This is a genomic window from Phycisphaeraceae bacterium, assembly GCA_015709595.1.
In the GTDB taxonomy this organism is placed as follows: Bacteria; Planctomycetota; Phycisphaerae; order Phycisphaerales; family SM1A02; genus CAADGA01.
The window spans coordinates 388,694-408,285 of record CP054178.1 but is presented as its reverse complement, the minus strand read 5'-3'; the positions used below and the strand labels follow the sequence as shown (position 1 = coordinate 408,285).

Annotated in this window: 17 protein-coding genes; 10 read left to right on the top strand and 7 right to left on the bottom strand. The window is 66.8% G+C overall.

The features are described 5' to 3' along the window. Positions 1-26: 26 nt before the first annotated feature. Positions 27-917, top strand: a complete 891-nt coding sequence (locus tag HRU76_01870; GenBank protein ID QOJ16411.1) for a hypothetical protein — start codon at positions 27-29, stop codon at positions 915-917. 114 nt (positions 918-1,031) lie between these two features. On the opposite strand, the gene HRU76_01865 is transcribed toward HRU76_01870, so the two are convergent. Continuing rightward, positions 1,032-2,138 (bottom strand): endonuclease/exonuclease/phosphatase family protein, encoded by a 1,107-nt coding sequence (locus tag HRU76_01865; GenBank protein ID QOJ16410.1) that lies wholly within the window; start codon positions 2,136-2,138, stop codon positions 1,032-1,034. Positions 2,139-2,222: 84 nt separating this feature from the next. Here HRU76_01865 and HRU76_01860 point away from each other — a divergent pair, with 84 nt between their 5' ends. The 7 genes from HRU76_01860 (at position 2,223) to HRU76_01830 (ending at position 8,170) form a co-directional block, all read left to right on the top strand. After that, complete coding sequence (locus tag HRU76_01860) at positions 2,223-2,603, top strand: hypothetical protein (protein ID QOJ16409.1); 381 nt, start codon at positions 2,223-2,225, stop codon at positions 2,601-2,603. Between the two features lie 116 nt (positions 2,604-2,719). Then, positions 2,720-3,076, top strand: coding sequence for a heavy-metal-associated domain-containing protein (locus HRU76_01855; GenBank protein ID QOJ16408.1), 357 nt, complete (start codon positions 2,720-2,722; stop codon positions 3,074-3,076). A 247-nt stretch (positions 3,077-3,323) separates the two neighbouring features. After that, positions 3,324-4,169 (top strand): transporter, encoded by an 846-nt coding sequence (locus tag HRU76_01850; protein ID QOJ16407.1) that lies wholly within the window; start codon positions 3,324-3,326, stop codon positions 4,167-4,169. Positions 4,170-4,207: 38 nt separating this feature from the next. Then, the gene (locus tag HRU76_01845) at positions 4,208-4,918 is read left to right on the top strand and encodes a hypothetical protein (GenBank protein QOJ16406.1); all 711 of its coding nucleotides are present in this window, start codon (positions 4,208-4,210) and stop codon (positions 4,916-4,918) included. Positions 4,919-5,059: 141 nt separating this feature from the next. Next, positions 5,060-5,410 carry a hypothetical protein gene (locus HRU76_01840; protein ID QOJ16405.1) on the top strand — a complete coding sequence of 117 codons (351 nt, stop codon included), beginning with the start codon at positions 5,060-5,062 and terminating at the stop codon, positions 5,408-5,410. Further along, a complete protein-coding gene (locus HRU76_01835; GenBank protein ID QOJ16404.1) occupies positions 5,407-6,828 on the top strand; it encodes a TolC family protein in 1,422 nt (473 codons plus the stop codon). Before HRU76_01840 ends, HRU76_01835 begins: the two co-directional genes overlap by 4 nt. Position 6,829: 1 nt before the next feature. Continuing rightward, positions 6,830-8,170 (top strand): copper oxidase, encoded by a 1,341-nt coding sequence (locus HRU76_01830; protein ID QOJ16403.1) that lies wholly within the window; start codon positions 6,830-6,832, stop codon positions 8,168-8,170. Between the two features lie 140 nt (positions 8,171-8,310). Here the strand turns inward: HRU76_01830 and dnaK are convergent, their stop codons facing one another. From dnaK to HRU76_01810, 4 genes are all read right to left on the bottom strand, one after another. Beyond that, positions 8,311-10,248 (bottom strand): molecular chaperone DnaK, encoded by a 1,938-nt coding sequence (gene dnaK / locus HRU76_01825; GenBank protein ID QOJ16402.1) that lies wholly within the window; start codon positions 10,246-10,248, stop codon positions 8,311-8,313. Positions 10,249-10,506: 258 nt separating this feature from the next. Further along, positions 10,507-10,995, bottom strand: coding sequence for a L,D-transpeptidase (locus HRU76_01820; protein QOJ19059.1), 489 nt, complete (start codon positions 10,993-10,995; stop codon positions 10,507-10,509). A 966-nt stretch (positions 10,996-11,961) separates the two neighbouring features. Further along, complete coding sequence (locus tag HRU76_01815; protein ID QOJ16401.1) at positions 11,962-12,564, bottom strand: 5-formyltetrahydrofolate cyclo-ligase; 603 nt, start codon at positions 12,562-12,564, stop codon at positions 11,962-11,964. Next, positions 12,561-14,033 carry a replication-associated recombination protein A gene (locus HRU76_01810; GenBank protein ID QOJ16400.1) on the bottom strand — a complete coding sequence of 491 codons (1,473 nt, stop codon included), beginning with the start codon at positions 14,031-14,033 and terminating at the stop codon, positions 12,561-12,563. The genes HRU76_01815 and HRU76_01810 overlap by 4 nt, the downstream gene beginning before the upstream one ends. 242 nt (positions 14,034-14,275) lie before the next feature. Here HRU76_01810 and glmS point away from each other — a divergent pair, with 242 nt between their 5' ends. Beyond that, the gene (gene glmS / locus HRU76_01805; protein ID QOJ16399.1) at positions 14,276-16,129 is read left to right on the top strand and encodes a glutamine--fructose-6-phosphate transaminase (isomerizing); all 1,854 of its coding nucleotides are present in this window, start codon (positions 14,276-14,278) and stop codon (positions 16,127-16,129) included. Here glmS and HRU76_01800 read toward each other — a convergent pair whose 3' ends face one another. Together HRU76_01800 and HRU76_01795 are read right to left on the bottom strand one after the other, a co-directional pair. Next, a complete protein-coding gene (locus HRU76_01800) occupies positions 16,130-16,555 on the bottom strand; it encodes a hypothetical protein (GenBank protein QOJ16398.1) in 426 nt (141 codons plus the stop codon). Positions 16,556-16,581: 26 nt separating this feature from the next. Continuing rightward, a complete protein-coding gene (locus tag HRU76_01795) occupies positions 16,582-17,832 on the bottom strand; it encodes a hypothetical protein (GenBank protein QOJ16397.1) in 1,251 nt (416 codons plus the stop codon). A 100-nt stretch (positions 17,833-17,932) separates the two neighbouring features. On the opposite strand from HRU76_01795, the gene HRU76_01790 reads away from it, so the two are divergent. After that, positions 17,933-19,585 carry a hypothetical protein gene (locus HRU76_01790; GenBank protein QOJ16396.1) on the top strand — a complete coding sequence of 551 codons (1,653 nt, stop codon included), beginning with the start codon at positions 17,933-17,935 and terminating at the stop codon, positions 19,583-19,585. Positions 19,586-19,592: the final 7 nt, after the last annotated feature.

Genomic DNA, 19,592 nt, shown 5'->3' with positions numbered 1-19,592 from the left:
TGCGGATTGCGAGAAAGGAGGAGCGCATGCTCCAGAAGATGAACCTCGTGCTCATGATCGTGGTGCTGCTCATGCTGGCGGCGGTGTCGGTGCAGATGTGGCGGGCGCAATCCGCGCAGACGGAGGCGATTCGTTCGCTTGGCGAGCAACTCGTGGCGCTGCGCGTCGGCTCAACGGCAGCGCCGGCCCCGCAGGAGTTGCCGGGACAGGTCTACGTCGGTGGTTCGGTCGCGCGCCCCGGCGTGTACACCCTTCCGCCCTCCGGGAGGATGACGCTCATGCAATTGCTCACGTCCGCGGGGAGTGTCATCACAGCCGGAAGTATCATTGACCATGAGATCTCGATCACTCGCGGCGAAGGGCAGATGGCTCGCACGACGACGTATCGGCTCTCGACAGTTCGCGGCAACCCAAGCACGGCTCCGATCGTTGAGTCGAATGACTACATTGAGGTGAGTGCGATCCGCCGGCCCTCTGAGACCGACGTACCCGGCGGCGCCGACGGGACGGCGAGGCCACCCTTCAGGGTGCCAGCCGATGCGCGGTTGGTGGGCGCCTGGGAGCACGTTGCCGATCAGAACCAGCCCGAGGCGACACGATGGTCGCTGACGATCAAGGGCGCGGACGACATCACCAACCTGGCAGGAATGCCGGAGGGTTTGTTGCAAGTGCCCGGCGTTGGCCACCCAATCCGGCTGCGGTTCAAGTCCGCGCTGCTGACGCCACCTGGTTCAAGTCTCGAAATCCTTGACAGTTTCGAACAGGCGGATTACCTGCAACACGGAAGGTATCTATTCAGTACGAACGGATCGACACTCACGCTCAATCTCTCCACCGCTCCAGGCGCACCACCCGGCGCGGAGCGGCTGGTGTTCACGAAGGTCTCGACGGACGAGTCCACGACTCCGCCCGGGTGAACCGTTGGCCACATTCGACGCAGCACATCGTCGGGTGGGATGACGCTTTGGGCATTCCACCGCTTGGTGCAGACGCGATGAAACCCGGTGGGGTTCTCAAGGCCTCACCCCACCCTACCGAACGACCCGCCCCACCCCCACCTCCATCACCACCAGCGCGTGATCCGACAGATCCGTCACCACCACGCGGCGGGAGTTGATCCGCCAGCCGCTCGGCACGAGAATCCAGTCGATCACCCGCTTGGGGTCGGGGGCGGGGTAGGTCGCATCCTCGGGCGCGGGGTCGGCCACGGGCAGCGTATGGAATGCGCCATCGTCGGTGAACACCGACAGCGCGGTGCGCTCCAGCCGCTTGGCGACCACGCGGGGGAAGCCCGGCGGCGCGGTGTTGAGGTCGCCGGCAATGATGGCGGGCAGGTCATCGCGCTTCAGCCGCTCGCGGATCGACTCGGCGGAGGCGATGCGCGTCTCCTCTTCCATCGCCGACTGGTCGAGGTGGGCGGCGACCACGTTCAGCCGCCCCAGACCCGGCACATCGATTACGGCGAGCAGGCCGCGCTTCCACCCGGCCAAGGCCGCCTGCCACCAGCGCGCGGCGGGGTGGTCGATGCGCTCGACGTGGCGGATCGGCCAGCGGCTCAGCACCGCGTTGCCGAAGCGCATGGCGAAGAAGGGAATCGACGCGTCGAAGTTCCGCTGCTCCGCCCGCCAGGGGTAGCCCGCTTCGGAGGCGATCACCTTCGCCTGATTCACGCGGTGCGACCACGAGCAGTCGAAGTCCGCCTCGTTGAGGATCACGATGTCGGCGTTGAGTTCCTTGAGCGTCCGGGCGATGGCGGCCAGCCGCGCCAGTCGCGTGTCCCGAACCTCGCCGGTGAAGTTCGATTCGTGCAAGCCCCGGCCGTGCGCGATGTTCCAGGTGACGAGGCGCAGCGTGTTCTGCGCGGCGGCCCTGGGGGGACGGGCCGGTGGCGCGGCGGGCGGAACGGCCGCCCCGGCGGTTGTGTCGCCCGCATCCGGTGACCTGGCGACTTCGGCCGCGGCGTCGGGCTGCACGGACTGGCCCGGACCCACGATCCGCACCGCCCGAAGCGGGGCGACGATGCGCCCGAAGCCGTACCAGCCCAGCGTGATGACCAGCGCGAGCACCACGACGCGGCGGAATAACCGCCACGCCCGGCGGGTTTGACAGGATGCGGGAGTTGGCGTCTGCTCGATCATGGTGCATCGCCCGATTCCAGAATCGGCCCGGGTGTACACTCTTATCGGTTCATTTCCCGTGCGGTTGACGGTAGGATTCCCTTCATGGCTCTTCGATTCCTGCTCGCCATCCTGCTGCTGCTGACCCCGGCGATGTCCATCGCGTGGGGTATGGCCGCGCTGAATGCGGGTGATGCGGGGATGGTCGTGGGCACGCCCGGCACGTGCGGCGGCGTTTGCCCGTGTTGCCCGGTGGATGCCTGCCCCTGCGCCAGGCCCGCCGAGCCGGAGCAGCGACCCGTGGCCCCCACGCCCCGGCCGCAGGCGAACGAGCGGTGGGAACTGCCTTCGCCCCCCGTGGTGGGACGGATCGTGTTCAGCATCGACGGGTCGAGTCATCGCCCCTTCATGCCCGTGTTCGCCGGGGTCCATCGCCCCGTGGCGGGCGCCCGCTTCCACGCGTTCATCGGGGTCTGGTTGACCTAGGCGCGCTCATTCGCGCCGCCCTTGCGCGCCCTGCGGCGTGCTCGTCACTCCATCAACCACTGACCCTGCCGGTCCGCCTCCCCTCGGAAGAGCGAGGCCGGGGAGATGAACCCGTCATGCGATTCCAAATTCCGTTCATGGCCGTGATGGCCGCCGCCCTCCTTGTGTTGCCGGGCTGCAGTTCGACCAGGACCACCGGCGATTCGATGACCGGCGCGTCCGCCGGTGTGACTGATGAGCCGGTCCGTCAGTCACCTGTGACGATGATCGTGCATGGCATGTCGTGCCCGCTCTGCGCCAACAACATCGACCTGCTGTTGCGGCGCGTGCGCGGCGTGACGGACGTCAACATCAACCTCGCCGACGGCGCGGTGAAAGTCCATGTGGACAAGGCCAATCCGCCCACGTATGCCGCCCTGGCGCGAGCCGTGGATCAGAGCGGCTTCACGCTGGTGAAAGTCGAGACGCCGTGATCGATCGAAGTGTGCCACGGTCGTGTCGGCCGTGCGGGCGCGCCATGTCGTGTGCCACGGCCGTGTCGGCCGTGCGGGCGCGCGAGTGATGCGCGGAGCGGAAGTGATGAAGTCGTACACGGCACACCCTGCATGGTTGGTCATCGAGGGACGCACGCACGGCTCACAGAGCCGTGGCACACCCGAACATGGCTCACAGAGCCGCGGCGCACGGACGAGTCGTTTGTTGATTGGATCAGGAGTTCACATGCCCATCCAACGCACTGTCACCTGTCTGTCCATTGTGGGCGCCTTGCTCGTCAGCGGCGCCGCATCGGCGCAGCAGTCCTTCCACAACATCTCCGCCGCGCAGCCCTCGCCGGGCGTGACGATGGTGCGGCAGACGTACCAGTTCATCCGGCTGGAGGATGACCCCACCGATCTCGATCGCGTGGTCAACGACTTCCAGGTGGACACCACCATCGCCCACGGGCTGACGCACGACCTGTCGCTGATTCTCAACATTCCGCTCATTCACCGCCGGGCGGAGGAGCGCGTGAGCGACACCGAATCCACCGATTTTCACTTCGGCGACCTGCATCTGATGGCCAAGTGGCGCGTGTGGAAGCACGACACCGGGCCGATCGACACCATGCGCTTCAGCATTCTCGCGGGGCTGGACATTCCCACCGGCAAGCATCCCTTCGGCAACGAATCGTGGGATCCGATGATCGGCGTGGTATTCACCAGCATTCAGGGACGGCACGGCGTCAACGCCGCCCTGCGCTGGAAGTTCAACACCGGCGAGCGCGAGTCGTTCGTCCGCGCCGGCGACAGCAAGGATGACATCCTCTACGCCGACTTCGCGTATCTCTACCGCATCGACCCCCCGCAGTACACCGCCGACACGAAAGGCGCGTGGTACCTGATGGCGGAACTGAACGGCACGTACGAGACCAACGGCGATCACGAGTGGATGATCGGGCCGGGCATCATGTACGAGGCCCGCAACTGGGTGTTCGAGGCGTCGATCCAGCTGCCCGTGCTGGATGACGTCGATCACCGCCCGCCAATGGCGTACACACTGGGCGTGGGGTTCCGCATTCTCTTCTGATACGATTCCACCACCTGTTCACACGAAGGAGCATCACCATGAAGCGCATGACCAAGGTTCTTTCTTGTTTCGCCGCCGCGCTGTTCGGCGCGGGCCTGCTGGCGGCCGCCGCGGCCACCGTCGAGGATCGCAAGAGCGATCCGTACACCCTGACCACCTGCCCCGTCACGGGCAAGGAACTGGGGTCGATGGGCGACCCGGTGGTGAAGGAGATCGACGGGCGCGAAGTCCGCTTCTGCTGCGAGCCCTGCATCGCCAAGCTCGAGGCCGACAAGGCGACGTACTTCAAGAAGATCGACGCCGAACTCGCCAGGCAGCAGCAGCACTACTACCCGCTCGACACCTGCGTGGTGCGCGGCGATGCCCTCGAAGAGGGCAAGACCATCGAGATCGTCCACCGCAACCGGCTGGTGAAGGTGTGCTGCCGCATGTGCGCCCGCAAGTTCAACGCCGAGCCGGAGAAGTTTCTCGCCGAGTTGGACAAGAAGGTCATCGAGAAGCAGCGCGAGCATTACCCGCTGAAGACCTGCCTCGTCTCCGGCGAGGAACTGGGCGGCATGGGCGAGCCGGTTGAGGTCGTCATCGGCAACCGCCTGGTGCGGCTGTGCTGCGGCGGCTGCAAGAAGGGGCTGATGAAAGACGCGGCCAAGCACGTCGCTACGCTCGACGCCGCGTGGAAGAAGCAGCACGAGAAGGCCGGACAGGGCACAGGCACCGGCCACGCGGAGCATCACGGCAAGGGCGGCTGATCGGCGGCGATCGCGCCCTCGCACACGACATCGGGCCGGGTGATGCGCGTCATCGCCCGGCCCATTCTCCGGGGACGTCTGTTCTTGCGCGCGGGGAGTGACTCGATGGTGACACGGAACACACTGACATGGGCGGCGGTCATGGCCCTGCTGGGCGGGTGCGCGTCACATCAGGGCGAGTGGACGCCGGATCGCGAACACCCGGGGCATCCCGAGGCGTCGGCGGGGCGTGCAGCGAACGGGTCGGTGTTCACATCGGCCATCGGGCCTGCGCCAGCCAAATCGGGCGGCGAGATGAACCACGATCACCCGGGTCACCTGGGCGCCGGCGAGCCGCCGCCGCCTTCGACCGGTAAAACGCCGAAGCAGGCCGCCTACGTCTGTCCCATGCATCCGGAGGTCGTCAGCGACGAGCCGTCGCGCTGTCCCGAGTGCGGCATGAAGCTGGTGCCGACAGGCAAGCCGCACGACCACAAGGATCATCAGCCATGAAGGCGCGACGAATCGTGCCCGCCATCGTCGCCATCGCATTGACGACCAGCTGCGCGGCGCCGGATGCGCGGCCGGGCTTCGAGAACGTGCAATCGACGATCGGCGATCGCACCGACCATGGCATTCACTGGCGCACCGGCGCGGCGGAGGATGACGCGGCGGACGCACGAATCGCCGAGTTGCTGGCGGCCGAACTGGAGGCGCCGCACGCCGTGCAAGTGGCCCTGCTCAACAACCGGCGGCTGCAGGCGCTGTACGAAGACCTCGGCGTGGCGCAGGCCATGCTGGTGCAGGCGGGGCTGCTGCGCAACCCCGTGTTCAGCGCGGGCGCGGAGTTCCTCGAGGCGGGTCATGGCACGAACCTGGCGTTCGGCGTGGCGTGGAGTTTCCTGGACGTGTTCGCCATGCCGCTGCGGGTGCGGGCGGCGGAGGCGTCGTACGAGGCGGCGCAGGCCGACGTCGCGGCGGCCGTGATCGATCACGCCGCGCGAACCCACGCGGCGTTCATCCGCGCGCAAGCCGCGGAACAGTCGGTCGAACTGTGGAAGCAGGTGCTGCTGGCGTCGGAGGCCTCGCTGGAGTTCGTCACGCGGCTGCACCGGGCGGGCAACGTGCGCGATCTGGATGTGGCGGTGGAGCAGGCGGCATTGGAAGAAGCGCGGCTGCGCGCCGCGTTCGCCGAGGCCGAACGTCGGGCGGCGCGCGAGCAGCTCAACATCCTGATGGGCACATGGGGCGGACAGACCGAGTGGCGGCTGGCGCTGCGTCTGCCCGACATTCCGGAGACGGAGTCGCTGCCCGATGATGTCGAGCGCGTGGCCGTGGAGCGCAGTCTGGCGCTGGCCGCCGGGCGCTTGCGTGTGGATGCGGCGGCGGCCCGCGCGGGGCTCACCGACCGCACCGCGCTGCTGGAGTTCCTCGAGGTCGGCGCGGAGGCGACGCGCGACGAGGGCGAATGGGAAATCGGGCCGGAGATCGAACTGCCGATCCCGCTGTTCGACCAGGGGCAGGCGCGGCGGGCCATCGCATCATCCAACCTTCGACGGGCGATGCACGAGCACTACGCGACGGCGGTGGAAGTTCGCGCCGCGGCGCGGGCGGCGCGCGATCGTCTGAGCGCGGCGCGCGAGATCGCGCTCCACCATCGCGACGTGCTGGTGCCGCTGCGGCGCCGCATCTACCGCGAAACGCTGCTGGACTACAACGCCATGCAGATCGGGGCCGTGCAACTGATTCAGGTGCGGCAGGCCGAGATCGACGCCGGTCGCCGCCTCATCGAGGCGCTGCGCGACTACTGGCTGGCGCGGGGCGAGATGGACGCCATTCTCGCGGGCGGCAGCGCGCCGGGCGATCTCAGTGCGAATGGATCGTCGATGGAGTCGGGCGCCCCAGCCGGCGCCGCCGCGGGAGGTCACTGACATGTTCACACGACGAGAGATGCTGCTGAGTGGCGCGGCGGCCGCCGCGGCGCCGGGCGGGGCGCTGCTGCCCCGGGCCTTCACGCGTGCGAGTCGCCCGATCGCGCAGGATGACCGGTGGTCGCGCTCCTACAGCGGCGGCCCGAAGAATGGCCCGCTCCTGCCGCCCGGTCAGCCGGGGCGCGATTACACGCCGGTCATCACGCCCGATGGCGCGGCGCTCCCCTGGAAGGTGGTGGACGGCGTCAAGGTGTATCACCTGATCGCGGAGGAAGTGGATCATGAGTTCGCGCCCGGGCTTCGCGGGCGATGCTGGGGCTACAACGGGCGCGTGCACGGCCCGACCATCGAGGCGGTCGAAGGCGACCGCGTGCGCATCTACGTCACCAACCGGCTGCACGCGCCAACCACCGTGCACTGGCACGGCATTTATCTGCCCAGCGGCATGGACGGCGTGGGCGGACTCAACCAGAAGGCCATCCAGCCGGGCGAGACGTTCAAGTACGAGTGGACCTTCCGCCAGCATGGCACGTTCATGTACCACTCGCATCACGACGAGATGACCCAGATGGGCATGGGTATGATGGGCATGATCGTGGTCCATCCGCGCGATGCGGGCGAGGGGTACCGCGTCGATCGCGATTTCGTGTTCATGCTCAGTGAGTGGGCCATCACGCCGGGCACCTACCGGCCCGACCCGAACGTGATGCTTGACTTCAACGTGCTCACGCTCAACGCGAAGTGCTTCCCCGGCACTTCGCCGCTGGTGGCCAAACGAGGGGATCGCGTCCGGCTTCGCTTCGGCAACCTGAGCGCCATGGATCATCACCCCATTCACCTGCACGGCTACCACTTCATCACCACGGCCACCGATGGAGGCGACATTCCGCCTTCGGCGCAGTGGCCCGAGACCACCGTGCTCGTGCCCGTGGGCAGCACGCGCTCGGTGGAGTTCATCGCCGATGAGCCCGGCGACTGGGCCATGCACTGTCACATGACCCACCACGTGATGAACCAGATGGGCCACGGCATCCCGAACATGATCGGCGTCGATCCCGGCGACTTCGACCAGCGCTACCGCCCCGTGCTGCCCGGCTATATGACCATGGGCCACCACGGCATGGGCGACATGGGCGAGATGGGCATGCGCAACCCGCCCAACAGCATCCCCATGATCGGGGCCCGCGGGCCGCACGATTACATCACCATGGGCGGCATGTTCACGATTCTGAAGGTGCGCGAGGGAATCACGTCCTACGACGACCCCGGCTGGTACGCCAACCCGCCCGGCACGCAGGCGTCACCGGCCACGAGCGAGGAGATGGCGCGCGATCTTGGGTAGGGCGCGTTGGTGAGCGAGCCGCGACTGTCAGGGAGCGGTGCTCAGCCCGATGGCGGAACCCGTCCGCTCCCTCACCGTCACGGCTCACTTGGGAATCCGCTCCCTCACGGTCGCGGCTCACTTGAGAGTCGAAGGACGGATCACTTCTCGTCCTTCACCTCGTACTCGGCGTCGATGATGTCGTCGTCCTTCTTGCCTGCGGCGGTTCCGGCCGCACCCCCGGCGCCCCCGGCACCCCCGACGCTTCCCGTTCCGGGTGCGCCGGCAGCGTTCGCGGCCGTTGCCTCGTACACGGCCTTGCCAAGTTCGATGGAGGCGGTTTCGAGATTCTTCAGCGCCTTCTCGATGGCCGACTTGTCGTCACCCTTGATCTTGTCCTCGAGGTTCGACAGAGCGGATTCGATCGCGCCGCGGGTGTCGGCGGAGACCTTGGCGCCGTGCTCCTCCAGCGACTTGCGGGTGGAGTAGACGATCTGCTCGGCGCGGTTCTTCAGGTCCACCAGTTCACGCCGCGCCTTGTCTTCGGCGGCGTGGGCTTCGGCCTCGCGCTTCATGCGCTCCACCTCGTCCTTGGACAGGCCCGAGGAGCCCTTGATCTCGATCTTCTGGCTCTTGCCGGTGGCCTTGTCGGTGGCGGCCACGTTGAGGATGCCGTTGGCGTCGATGGCGAACTCCACCTCGATCTGCGGCATCCCGCGCGGCGCGGGGGCGATGCCCGTCAGGTCGAAGCGGCCCAGCGAGCGGTTGTCGGCGGCGAACTCGCGCTCGCCCTGCAGCACGTGGATGGTGACGCTGGTCTGGTTGTCCGAGGCGGTGGAGAAGGTCTCCTTCTTGCTGGTAGGGATGGTGGTGTTGCGCGGGATGAGCGGGGTCATGACGCCGCCCAGCGTCTCCACGCCCAGCGAGAGCGGGGTCACGTCGAGCAGCAGCACATCCTTCACGTCGCCCGCCAGCACGCCGCCCTGGATGGCGGCGCCCACGGCGACCACCTCGTCCGGGTTGATGGACATGTCGAGCTGATCGGTCTGGAAGATCTCCTTGGCGATCTGCTGCGCCTTGGGCATGCGGATCGATCCGCCCACCATCACCACTTCCTGGATGTCCTTGGGCGACAGCTTGGCGTCGGCCAGGGCCTTGCGGCAGGGTTCGCGCAGACGGTCGAACAGGTCGGTGCAGAGCGATTCAAACTTCGCCCGCGTAAGCGTCTGCTGCAGGTGCTTGGGGCCGGACTGATCCGCCGTGATGAACGGCAGGTTGATCGTGGTCTCCTGCATGGTGGAGAGCTCGATCTTGGCCTTTTCCGCGGCCTCCTTGAGGCGCTGCAGGGCCATGGCGTCCTTGCGGATGTCGATGCCTTCCTTCTTGCGAAACTCCTCCGCCACGTAGTCGATGATCTTCTGGTCCCAGTCGTCGCCGCCCAGATGCCCGTCGCCGTTGGTGGCGATGACCTCGAACACGCCGTCGCCGATGTCGAGGATGGAGATATCGAAGGTGCCGCCGCCCAGGTCGAACACGGCGATCTTGGCGTTCTTCTTCTTCTCCAGCCCGTAGGCGAGCGCGGCGGCGGTGGGCTCGTTGATGATGCGCTCGACCTTCAGCCCGGCGATCTCACCCGCGTCCTTGGTGGCCTGTCGCTGCGAGTCGTTGAAGTATGCCGGCACGGTGATGACCGCGCGATCCACCTTCTCGCCCAGGTAGTCCTCGGCGGTCTTCTTGAGCTCCTGCAGGATCATGGCGCTGATCTCCGGCGGCGTGTAGTCCTTGCCGCGGATACGCACCTTCACCAGTTCATCGGGGCCGCCGACGATCTCGTAGGGAACATTCTTCTCTTCGGACTCGACCTCCTTGTGCCGCCGCCCCATGAACCGCTTGATCGAGAAGATCGTGTTCTTGGGGTTGGTCACCTGCTGGTGCTTAGCAGTCTGGCCGACCAGACGCTCGCCCTTCTCGGTAAAGCCGACAACCGACGGCGTGGTGCGGTTGCCGGTCGAGTTGATGAGCACCTTGGGCTGCGTGCCTTCCATGACGGCGACCACCGAGTTGGTGGTGCCCAGGTCGATGCCGATGATCTTGGACATGTGAAACTCCTCCGGGAGCGTGGATCAGCAATCAGGCCGACGGAGACGTCGGTCAATCGAGATTCCGCAAGTCGAATGCCAGAAAAACGCCGGTGATGACGGTGATTCCGAGGTTGTTCACCAGCCGATCGGGCAAGCGGCACTCGTCAGACTGCCGTTTTGGCGGCTTGCCGGGTGGCGGGCGGATCACAGGCGAGACGCCTGTGCCACTGGGGTTGCGGATCACAGGCGAGACACCTCTGCCACTGGGTTCGACCATTACCGCCGGATCTCGACCATGCTCCCCCCGGGCATCAGAACTTCGTAGATCAAGGCGACGTCATCGGGCAGCATGCGCACGCACCCCATCGAGGCCTGCGTGCCGATGGTCTGCGGCTCGATGGTGCCGTGGATGCCGTAACCGGTGAACTCCCGGGTGTTGTCGTCCACGCCGATCAGACCGATCCAGCGCTCACCCAGCGGGTTCTGGGGGTCGTCGGGCAGGTAATGCTCGCGCAGATTGCGGGGGTTGCGCCATTCCGGATTGATGAGTTTGGAGCCGATCTTGAACATGCCCACCGGAGTGGAGTCGTACTCGCCCAGTCCGACCTTGTAGCTGCCCACCAGCACGCGATCGGCGTCGTCGCCGAGGTAGAGGTCGAGCCGATACTTCGACTTTGAGACGACGGCATGGAACGGGCCTGTGACCAGTTTGATCCGCTGACCTGCCTGCACTTTGCGCTCATCCTGGATGCGGTTGATGCGCATGATGAAGCGCCAGTCCACCAGCAGCGACTGGTTCCGCACCACGCGCTCGAGTGTTTCACCGGACTTGACCGTGTAGGCGCGGGCGAAGGGGTCGTCCGGATGCACCGCCGGACTGAAGACCAGTTCGCGATTGATGCGGTTGAGGGCTTCGAGCGCGGCGGCCTCGTCCGCCGGGGAAAGCGTGCCGCCATGAACCGCGGCGGAGAGCTGGCGGCGGGCCTCGACGGGCCGGGAGTCGGCCAAGGCCAGCGCAGCGGCGATGGATGACGGCGGCTGCCCGGGCTGACGCGGGGCCGAGGCGCCGGTCTGATCCGCGCCGGAGTTGATGGGGGCGCCGCCTCCCGCTGAGCCACCCGTGGTCCCGCCCGGGGCGGGTGGGGGAGAGGCGGCGGCTCGATCGCCGCTTGAATCACGGCGCGGAGGGGAGGCCGCTCCTTCGTTCGTGGGCGGGGAGGTCGGCGACGAGTTTCGATTGGCTCCGGCAAGGTGAGCCGGGGGCTGCGATCCGCTCCGCTCGCCAGCGGCGCCGGTTCCCGTGCCTCCCGGCGCGGGCGACCCCGAGCCGGTCGGGGGCGTCAGGGCGCCATTGCCAGCGACCGGCGCGCCGCTGCCGCCGCCATCGCCCGAGGCGCTGTCAGGGCCGCCCAGCGTGGCCAGCAGTGCCCAGCTCACGCCGCCCACCAGGACCGCGCCGAGCACGAACAGGGGCGTGCGCGGGAAGCGCTTGCGTCGATACATGTACGCGCGACGGGCGTCGAGCCGGGCCGACTGGCTGGGAAGTGGCATGGTGATCCTCCGTGACCAACGGTGCGCGGCGAAGGCGCGCGGGGCATCCCTGCCGCGAGCCACAGTGTATCGCGTTGTGCGATTGATGGCGCATCCCGGTCACGCAATTGTCAGGTTTCGCGCGAGACGGCGGCGCCGATCGGAATGCGGCGTCAGATGACTGGCTCGATCGCCGTCGGGCTATCTCGCGTGCGCGTTGGCCACATGCGTGCAGCGACGATCGGTGGCCACGATGTCCACCGTCATATCGCAGGGGGTCACCGGCACTTCCTCGACAATCTGATCGTCAAAGCACACGGCGACTCGGGTGGCCTCGCGGCTGACGCGGCGCAGGAAGCGATCGTAGAAACCCCCGCCCCGACCCAGGCGGCGTCCCCGCGTGTCGAACGCCAGGCCCGGAATGACCACCAGGTCGATCAAGGCCGGGAGAATGGGACGTCCATCGCGCGGCACGCGGATGCCATGCTCATCCACGTCCATGATCGAATCGTCGAAACGGGTCACTTCGACCGGGGTCATGTCCCGGCGCTGCCAATCGACCCGCGGGACGCAGACGGTCCTGCCTGACTGGAAGCAGCGGATGGCGATGGGCGTGACGTCCACCTCGGTGGGCAACGGCATGTAGAGCATGACCACGCCGGCGTGGCTGAACGGCTCCAGCCCGATGACGCGCTGGCACACCTTGATGGACTTGTCGTGACGCTCCTGGGGCGTCATCGCCCGCAAGCGTGCCGCGATGGACTGGCGAATGGTGCTCTTCTGCTGGTCGATGGGCTCGCTCATGGTGACGGCGTTGACCCCTTGTCCGCGTCGAGTCGCGCTTCCTTCAGCATCCGACGGATGGCATCCAGTCGGACCCTGATTCTGGCTTCAACCCCCCGATCCGTGGGTTCGTAGAACACGCGATCGACGCCGAGATAATCCTGAGGAACCACTCCATCGGCCGCGTCGTGTGGATAGGTGTATTTTCGCGGGAAATCCCTGATTTGTTGCAGTGATTCGCCGGATGAGCCGCTTTCCCCGCTTCTGGTGACGCGCGAAACGGTTGAATTTTGATCGCGAATGGTTATTGGAACTTCGATGGTTCGTCCTTCACGCACTTCGGCCATGGCGGCCCAGATCGCCTTGGCCGAGGCGTTCGACTTGGGGGAGCAGGCCATGTAGATCGCCGCCTGGGCGAGCGTCAACTGGCATTCGGGCATTCCCACGCGCTCGGTGATCTGCCAGGCGGCGTTGGCGACCTGCAGAGCGTGGGGGTCGGCGTTGCCGATGTCCTCGCTGGCGAGAATGGCGATGCGGCGGGCGATGAAGCGGGGGTCTTCGCCCGCTTCGAGCATCCGGGCGAGCCAGTAGACCGAGGCATCCGGGTCGCTGCCGCGCATCGACTTGATGAACGCGCTGGCCAGATCGTAGTGGGCGTCGCCCGTCCCTTCGTAGACCAGCGCCTTCTGCTGAATCGACTCCTCGGCGGTGGCCAAGTCGATGCGGATCGTCCGACTCCATTCTCCGCCCGAACTCCCCTCTCCCTTCGGGAGAGGGGCAGGGGGTGAGGGTTTCTGGCCCGCCTTGTCCCGCACCTGACTGAGCACCGCCACCTCCAGCGCGGTCAGCGCCCGACGGGCGTCTCCGTCGCTCTTGCGAGCCCAGAGTGCGATGGCCGCGTTGTCAATCTGGATCGTCAGCCCCAGGAACGCTCGTTCATCGGTGCAGGCCCGACGGACCAGTCCGGCAATCTCCGCCTCGCTCAGCGGCTCCAGTCGGAACACGGTGGAGCGGCTGACCAGCGCACTGTTGACCGAGAAGTAGGGGTTCTCGGTGGTGGCGCCGATCAGGGTGATCAGGCCGCGCTCCACATGCTCAAGCAGAACGTCCTGCTGATTGCGCGCGAAGCGGTGAATCTCGTCGAGAAAGAGAATGGTGCGTTTCTGGTCCGTCTCCAACCTCTTGACGGCTCCTTCGAGAACCTCACGAATCTCCTTCACGCCCACCGATGCCGCGTTGGCCCGCTCGAAGTGGGCCTGCGTGTGTCGGGCGATGACCTCGGCGAGCGTGGTCTTGCCGGTCCCGGGCGGACCGCAGAAGATCACCGACGTGAACCGGTCGGCGTCGATCATCCGGCGCAGCAGCTTGCCGGGACCGAGAATGTGCCGCTGACCCGCGACCTCATCGAGCGTGCGCGGCCGCAGACGCACCGCCAACGGCTCGACGGCCCGTCGTCTGGCATCGCGCTGAGGAGCCCAGAGGTCGGACATGTGCAAACCATTGTAGATGTCGTGCGTATGGACTCCGTTGAGACCACGACCGGCTCGTCGCGTCCTTGGCCCCGTCCGGTGGGAAGAACGGAGTGTCCGTGGATCATGGCCAGGTGATGCAGGTCTGTCGTCGTCCAATTGCCTTCTTTCAGGTCTGATAAAATCGGCAATCTGGGAGAAAGGATCAAGTTGGACTTACCCCGTTTACCGTGTATTCGTCTTGAACCGATGGAGGAGAGAACATGTGTGGAATTGTCGCCTACATCGGTCGCCGGTCAGCCAAGCCCATCCTGCTCGAAGGCCTGAAGCGGCTGGAGTACCGCGGGTACGACTCTGCTGGCGTGGGTGTGATTGACCGCAAGGGTCAAGTGCGCGTCGCCAAGGCGGTGGGGCGCGTGCGCGTCGTGGAGGAGATGATCCAGCATGACCCGACCTTCGACGGCACGATCGGCATCGCCCACACCCGCTGGGCGACGCACGGCGGCGTCACGCAGCCCAACGCTCACCCGCACTTCGATGATGAGAAGCAGGGTCACGGCATCGCCGTCATCCACAATGGCATCATCGAGAACTACGACGTTATCAAGAAGTACCTGGAGGAGAAGGGCCACGTCTTTCGCAGCGAGACGGATACCGAGGTGCTGGCTCACCTGATCGGCGAGTTGTACGCCAACGTCAACGGTGGGGGGCTGGAGCACGCGGTGCAGGCCGCTCTGCGCGAGGTGACGGGCGCGTACGCCATCGCGGTCATCTGCCGCGAGGAGCCGGACGTGCTGGTGGTGGCCCGCAAGGGCTCGCCTCTCATGGTCGGCGTTGGCAACGGCGAGTACATCGTGGCGTCCGACTCCAGCGCCATCGTGGCTCACACCACGCAGGCGTTCACGCTGGACGACTACACCGTCGCCAAACTGACGCGGGATTCGTTCAACACCACCACGGTGGACAACGTTCCCATCACGCCGCAGATCCGCGAGCTCGAGTTCGACCTGGACCAGATCGACCTGGGCGCGTTTGAGCACTACATGCTCAAGGAGATCTGCGAGCAGCCCACCGCACTGCGCCGCTGCCTGAAGGGGCGCGTCGACACACGGGCCGGTCAGGTGGTGCTGGGCGGCATCGCGCCGTTCGCACGCGACCTCGTCAAGGCGCGGCGGATCATCTTTGTTGGCCAGGGCACCGCGCTCAATGCCGGGCTGGTGGCCGAGTACATCATGGAGGATCTGGCGAAGATCCCCACGGAGGTGGAGTTCGCCAGCGAGTTCCGCTACCGGAACCCGATCGTCGAGGACGGCACCGTCGTCATCGCGATCTCCCAGTCGGGCGAGACGGCGGACACCCTGGCCGCGCTGCAGGAGGCGAAGCAGCGCGGCGCCCTGGCCCTGGGCATCGTGAACGTGGTGGGATCGTCCATCGCCCGCGAAACGGACGCGGGCGTGTACCTGCGCGTCGGCCCTGAGATCGGCGTGGCCAGCACCAAGGCGTTCCTTGGCCAGGTGATGGTGGCCACGCTCATCGCCACCTTCATCGGGCGAAGGCGATTCCTCTCGGCGGATTACGTTTCGACGCTCCTGCGCGAGCTGGAGTCGATCCCGGATCACGTCGAGACGGTGCTGGCCCAGAGCAAGTCGATCCGCGACGTGACGGCCAAGTACATCGAGCGCGAGAACTGGCTCTTCCTGGGTCGCGGCCACAACTACCCCGTGGCCCTGGAAGGCGCGCTGAAACTCAAGGAAATCTCCTACATCCACGCCGAGGGCATGCCGGCGGCGGAAATGAAGCATGGGCCCATCGCGCTCATCGACGACGGAATGCCGGTGGTCTTCGTGGCCACGCGCAACAGCCAGTACGAAAAGGTGCTGTCCAACATCCAGGAGGTCCGCGCCCGCGGCGGGCACATCATCGCCGTGGCTACGGAGGGCGATGAGCAGATCCGCTCGCTGTGCGAGGACGTGTTCTACGTGCCCGACGTGAGCGAACCGCTGCAGCCCATGCTCACCGTGGTGCCGCTGCAGCTCATGGCCTACCACGCCGCGGTGCTGCGCGGCAAGGATGTGGACAAGCCGCGCAACCTGGCGAAGAGCGTGACGGTGGAGTGATCAGTCAGACTTCGCCTGCGGCGGACCCGTCTCCCGCGCCTGCGTCACCACGAACGGACGCTGCTGGATGATCTGATCGTCCGCCTCCAGCACCACCCAGTACTTGCCCGGCTCGGGAAACTGCAGGTCGCGGATCTCCATGTCGATGTCCACGATCTGCGTGGGATCCTTGAAACTGGCGTCCCCTCTCATCTCCAGCAGCGGCTGATCGGTAGCGGCATGGCGGATCGAGAGTTTGAGTTCGTAACGGCCCCGTCCGTTCGTGAGCGTGATGAGAATCCGCATCCGCGGGTGTCGGCAGGGGAACCGGGCCGCGTTGATGTAGTTGAACGTGCCGACGATCACCAGCTTGCGCGTGCGGTCATCGCGGAAGATGTCATCGCAGATCAGGATCGACAGGCAGGTCAGCTGCTCCGGATTGGTCATCGGAGGTGATCGTACGCCGGGCCTCGTCACGCCGACTCGTCTTGGTCCTCCTCCACCTCGCGCGCCCGGCTTGCCATGGCGGCGCGCAGCGGGGTGGTCAACTCCATGACCATCGCGCCGATCAGCAGGCCCAGCGCCACCGGCTCACGCACCAACCCCAGGTGCAGCGCCAGCGCGGTCAGCGCCACTTGCGTCGGTCCCGCGGCCATGCTCGCCAGCACCAGCCGCATCGTGGGCAGGGCGCGGCGGGCGCGGGCCAGCATGGCGCCGATGAACGCACCACACCATCTTCCGTCGCCCGAGAGAAGCACCAGCACCACGATGATCCAGATGGACGCGTGCTGGAAAAGCTCGATGCGGTAGGCGATCATGGCGGCCAGCGCGGGCGTGAGCAGGCGTTCCGCGGCCCATCTTCCTCGATCCGCCCATGTCGTCGGCAGCGGCCGACCTGAACCGATCACCCATGCCGCAACGCTCAGCCCAACCGGCCACAGTCCAGCCAGCCCCGACCACCCGCGATGCTCGACCATCGCCCAGCCCAGCACGATCGCGGCGGCTGCAAAGGCCACGCCCGCCGCGCTCTGCATGAGCCGTCGTCCGCCCGGCTCGGCGTCGTCGGCGATTTCGAGATCCGATCGTGGGATGAGCAGCGCGCCTGCCCCGAGGCACGACCCCGCGGCCAGGCACATCACCCCCTCCAGCCCCCACCAGCGCAGGAAGAGCAACCCGATCGCCCCCGGCAGCGCGGCGGCCCACAGGCCGGTGACCACCGGCTGGTACCAGTCGGGCCGCTCGCCCGCCGGGCGCTCGCGAGCGAAGGCGGCGAGCAGCAGCAGACCGACCACCATCGCGACGAACCAGCGAGCGGCGGTCTGATGCTCCCATCGGGCCGCGGCCACGCGCTCGCGCTGAGCCATCTCAAGATCCCGCTCATTCACGTCCAGCGGCGCGGCCTGCTCCGCTGGCATGCCGAAGTGCTGTCGGGCCGCCCGGTTCATGCCGTGGGTCGCCGTGAGTCGGTCGAGCTCCTCGCGCTCGGCGAAACCGCCGATGACGGTTCGCTCGTACCACGCGGGCGCGAAGCGCCCGGCGAGCGTCGGGCCGAGAATGATGCCCGCGATCAGCCCTCCAAGGATGGCCCCGCCCGGCGCGCCAAGTCGCCGCAGCAGCATGCTCAGCGTAACCGCAAAGGTGACGAGAACAAGGAAGAACAGCGTCAGGGCCACGCGCGGCTCCAGCGAAGTGAGTGCGAACCATAGGGCGCGGGGGGATTGCATGTGAGCGCTCCAGCACGATCGCACGGGATTCCTACACTCCCGCGTCACACGCGCCCCACGGGACCGAACAACCTGCAGGACGCTCACGACCGGAGGAACCATGCGATTCGCTCCCACCTTGTGCCTGGCTTGTGTGCTGTCACTCCCCGCCTTGGCCCAGGAGACGCGACGGCCCACCGACCTGCTGCAGACCGCGCTGGACCTGGTGCCGCGGGACGCCGTCTTTGCGATCGTCGTTCCCTCGCTCAAGCGGGTCAACGATGACATTGTGCAGATGCTTGAGGGCATGGATCGGGCCAACCTGCTGGTCGGCAGTCGGCCGCTGGATCACTTCCGGGCCATGTCCGGTCTGCACGCGGGGGTGGATGAGCTGCGCGGCGGGGTGATGGTGATGTTCGTCGGCAAGTTCGACGTTTCATACGCCTTCGCCGTGCCCGTGACCAACGCCGACGAGTTTCTGAAATCCAACTTCACCAGGGATGAAGGAAACGGCGAGCGCCTGGTCATGGCCAGCGGAGAAGCCGTGTACGCCAGACCGCTCGAGCGTCATGTGATCCTGGCTCGGAACAAGGACGATCTCGGCAGTTTCGACGGTCAGCCGTGGCTCGCTCAGCGGCTGCACGAGCGATTCGGCGAGCGGGTCGAGAAGGTCATGCTGGGTGGGGAGGCGATCGTGTATCTCAGCGAGTATTTTGTGAGCCAGCTTTCCGGAGTCGTGCCGACGATGGCGGATGAGGCGGCCCCGCGCGGGTTTCCGGCGATGCCGGCGCTCCCACTGGAAGGGCTGACCCGGGGCGTGGACATGGCGCTGGCGGTGGTGAACCTCGATCCGCTGGCGCTGGGCGTCACGATGATGGTCGCATTCAACGAGGAGTCGCCGTTCGGCTCGCTCAGAAAGGCCGGCGCTGGAGATCGCGGGGCGGCCGCGCGATCTGTGCCCGCCCTGTCGCGCCTGCCGCGCAAGCCGTTCTACTTCGCCGCATCGGCGTCGCTTGACGGCTCGGGTCTGCTTGAAGCACTGCGAACGCAGAGCGGGGGGCTGATCGATCTGCCCGCGTGGGTGGGCTCAGCGAAGGGGGTGCAGTTCGCCGCCAGCCCCAGCGCGCTGGGGGTGCAGGGTGGGCTGCTCAACGAGGCCACGCTGGTGTTGCTGACCGACGAGCCGCGGACGGCGCGTGACTTCATGCGCGATCAACTTGTCGTGAACGGCGCCCAGTGGGAACCGGCGAAGCGCGAGGTCGAGGGCGTCGCCGTGGATGGCTACGTCGTGCCTACGCCGACCGGCGAAGGCGATGCCATGATGGCCACCGCCGCCACCGTGATGTTCGGACGGGGCGGCTTCCGCGGCTTCGTGGGCGAGGCGCCCGGCTCGCTCATCATCACCTTCTCACAGCGGCCGGATGTCTTCGCCAGCGCGGTGAAGGCCGCGGGCGGATCGGACTCCCTCGCGTCAGATCCCGTCCTGCGCCAGATGCGCGCCTGGCTTCCCCCCGAGGCGGACGCGGAGGCGTTCCTGGGCATCGGGCAGTTCGCCAGGATCATCAATCAGTTCAAGGACATGATTCCCGTCGGGGATATCCCCATCCCAACCATCGATCCGAAGGTGAAGCCCGTCGGCTTCGGGCTGGCCGCGGGCGACGCGATGGTGGAGGCGGGCATGGTCGTTCCGTCCGATGTGCTGACGATCCTGCTGGATCAGGTGGTCGAACGGATGAAATCCATCGGAGCGACCGGCAAGGGTCTGGGGAACTGAACGCGGA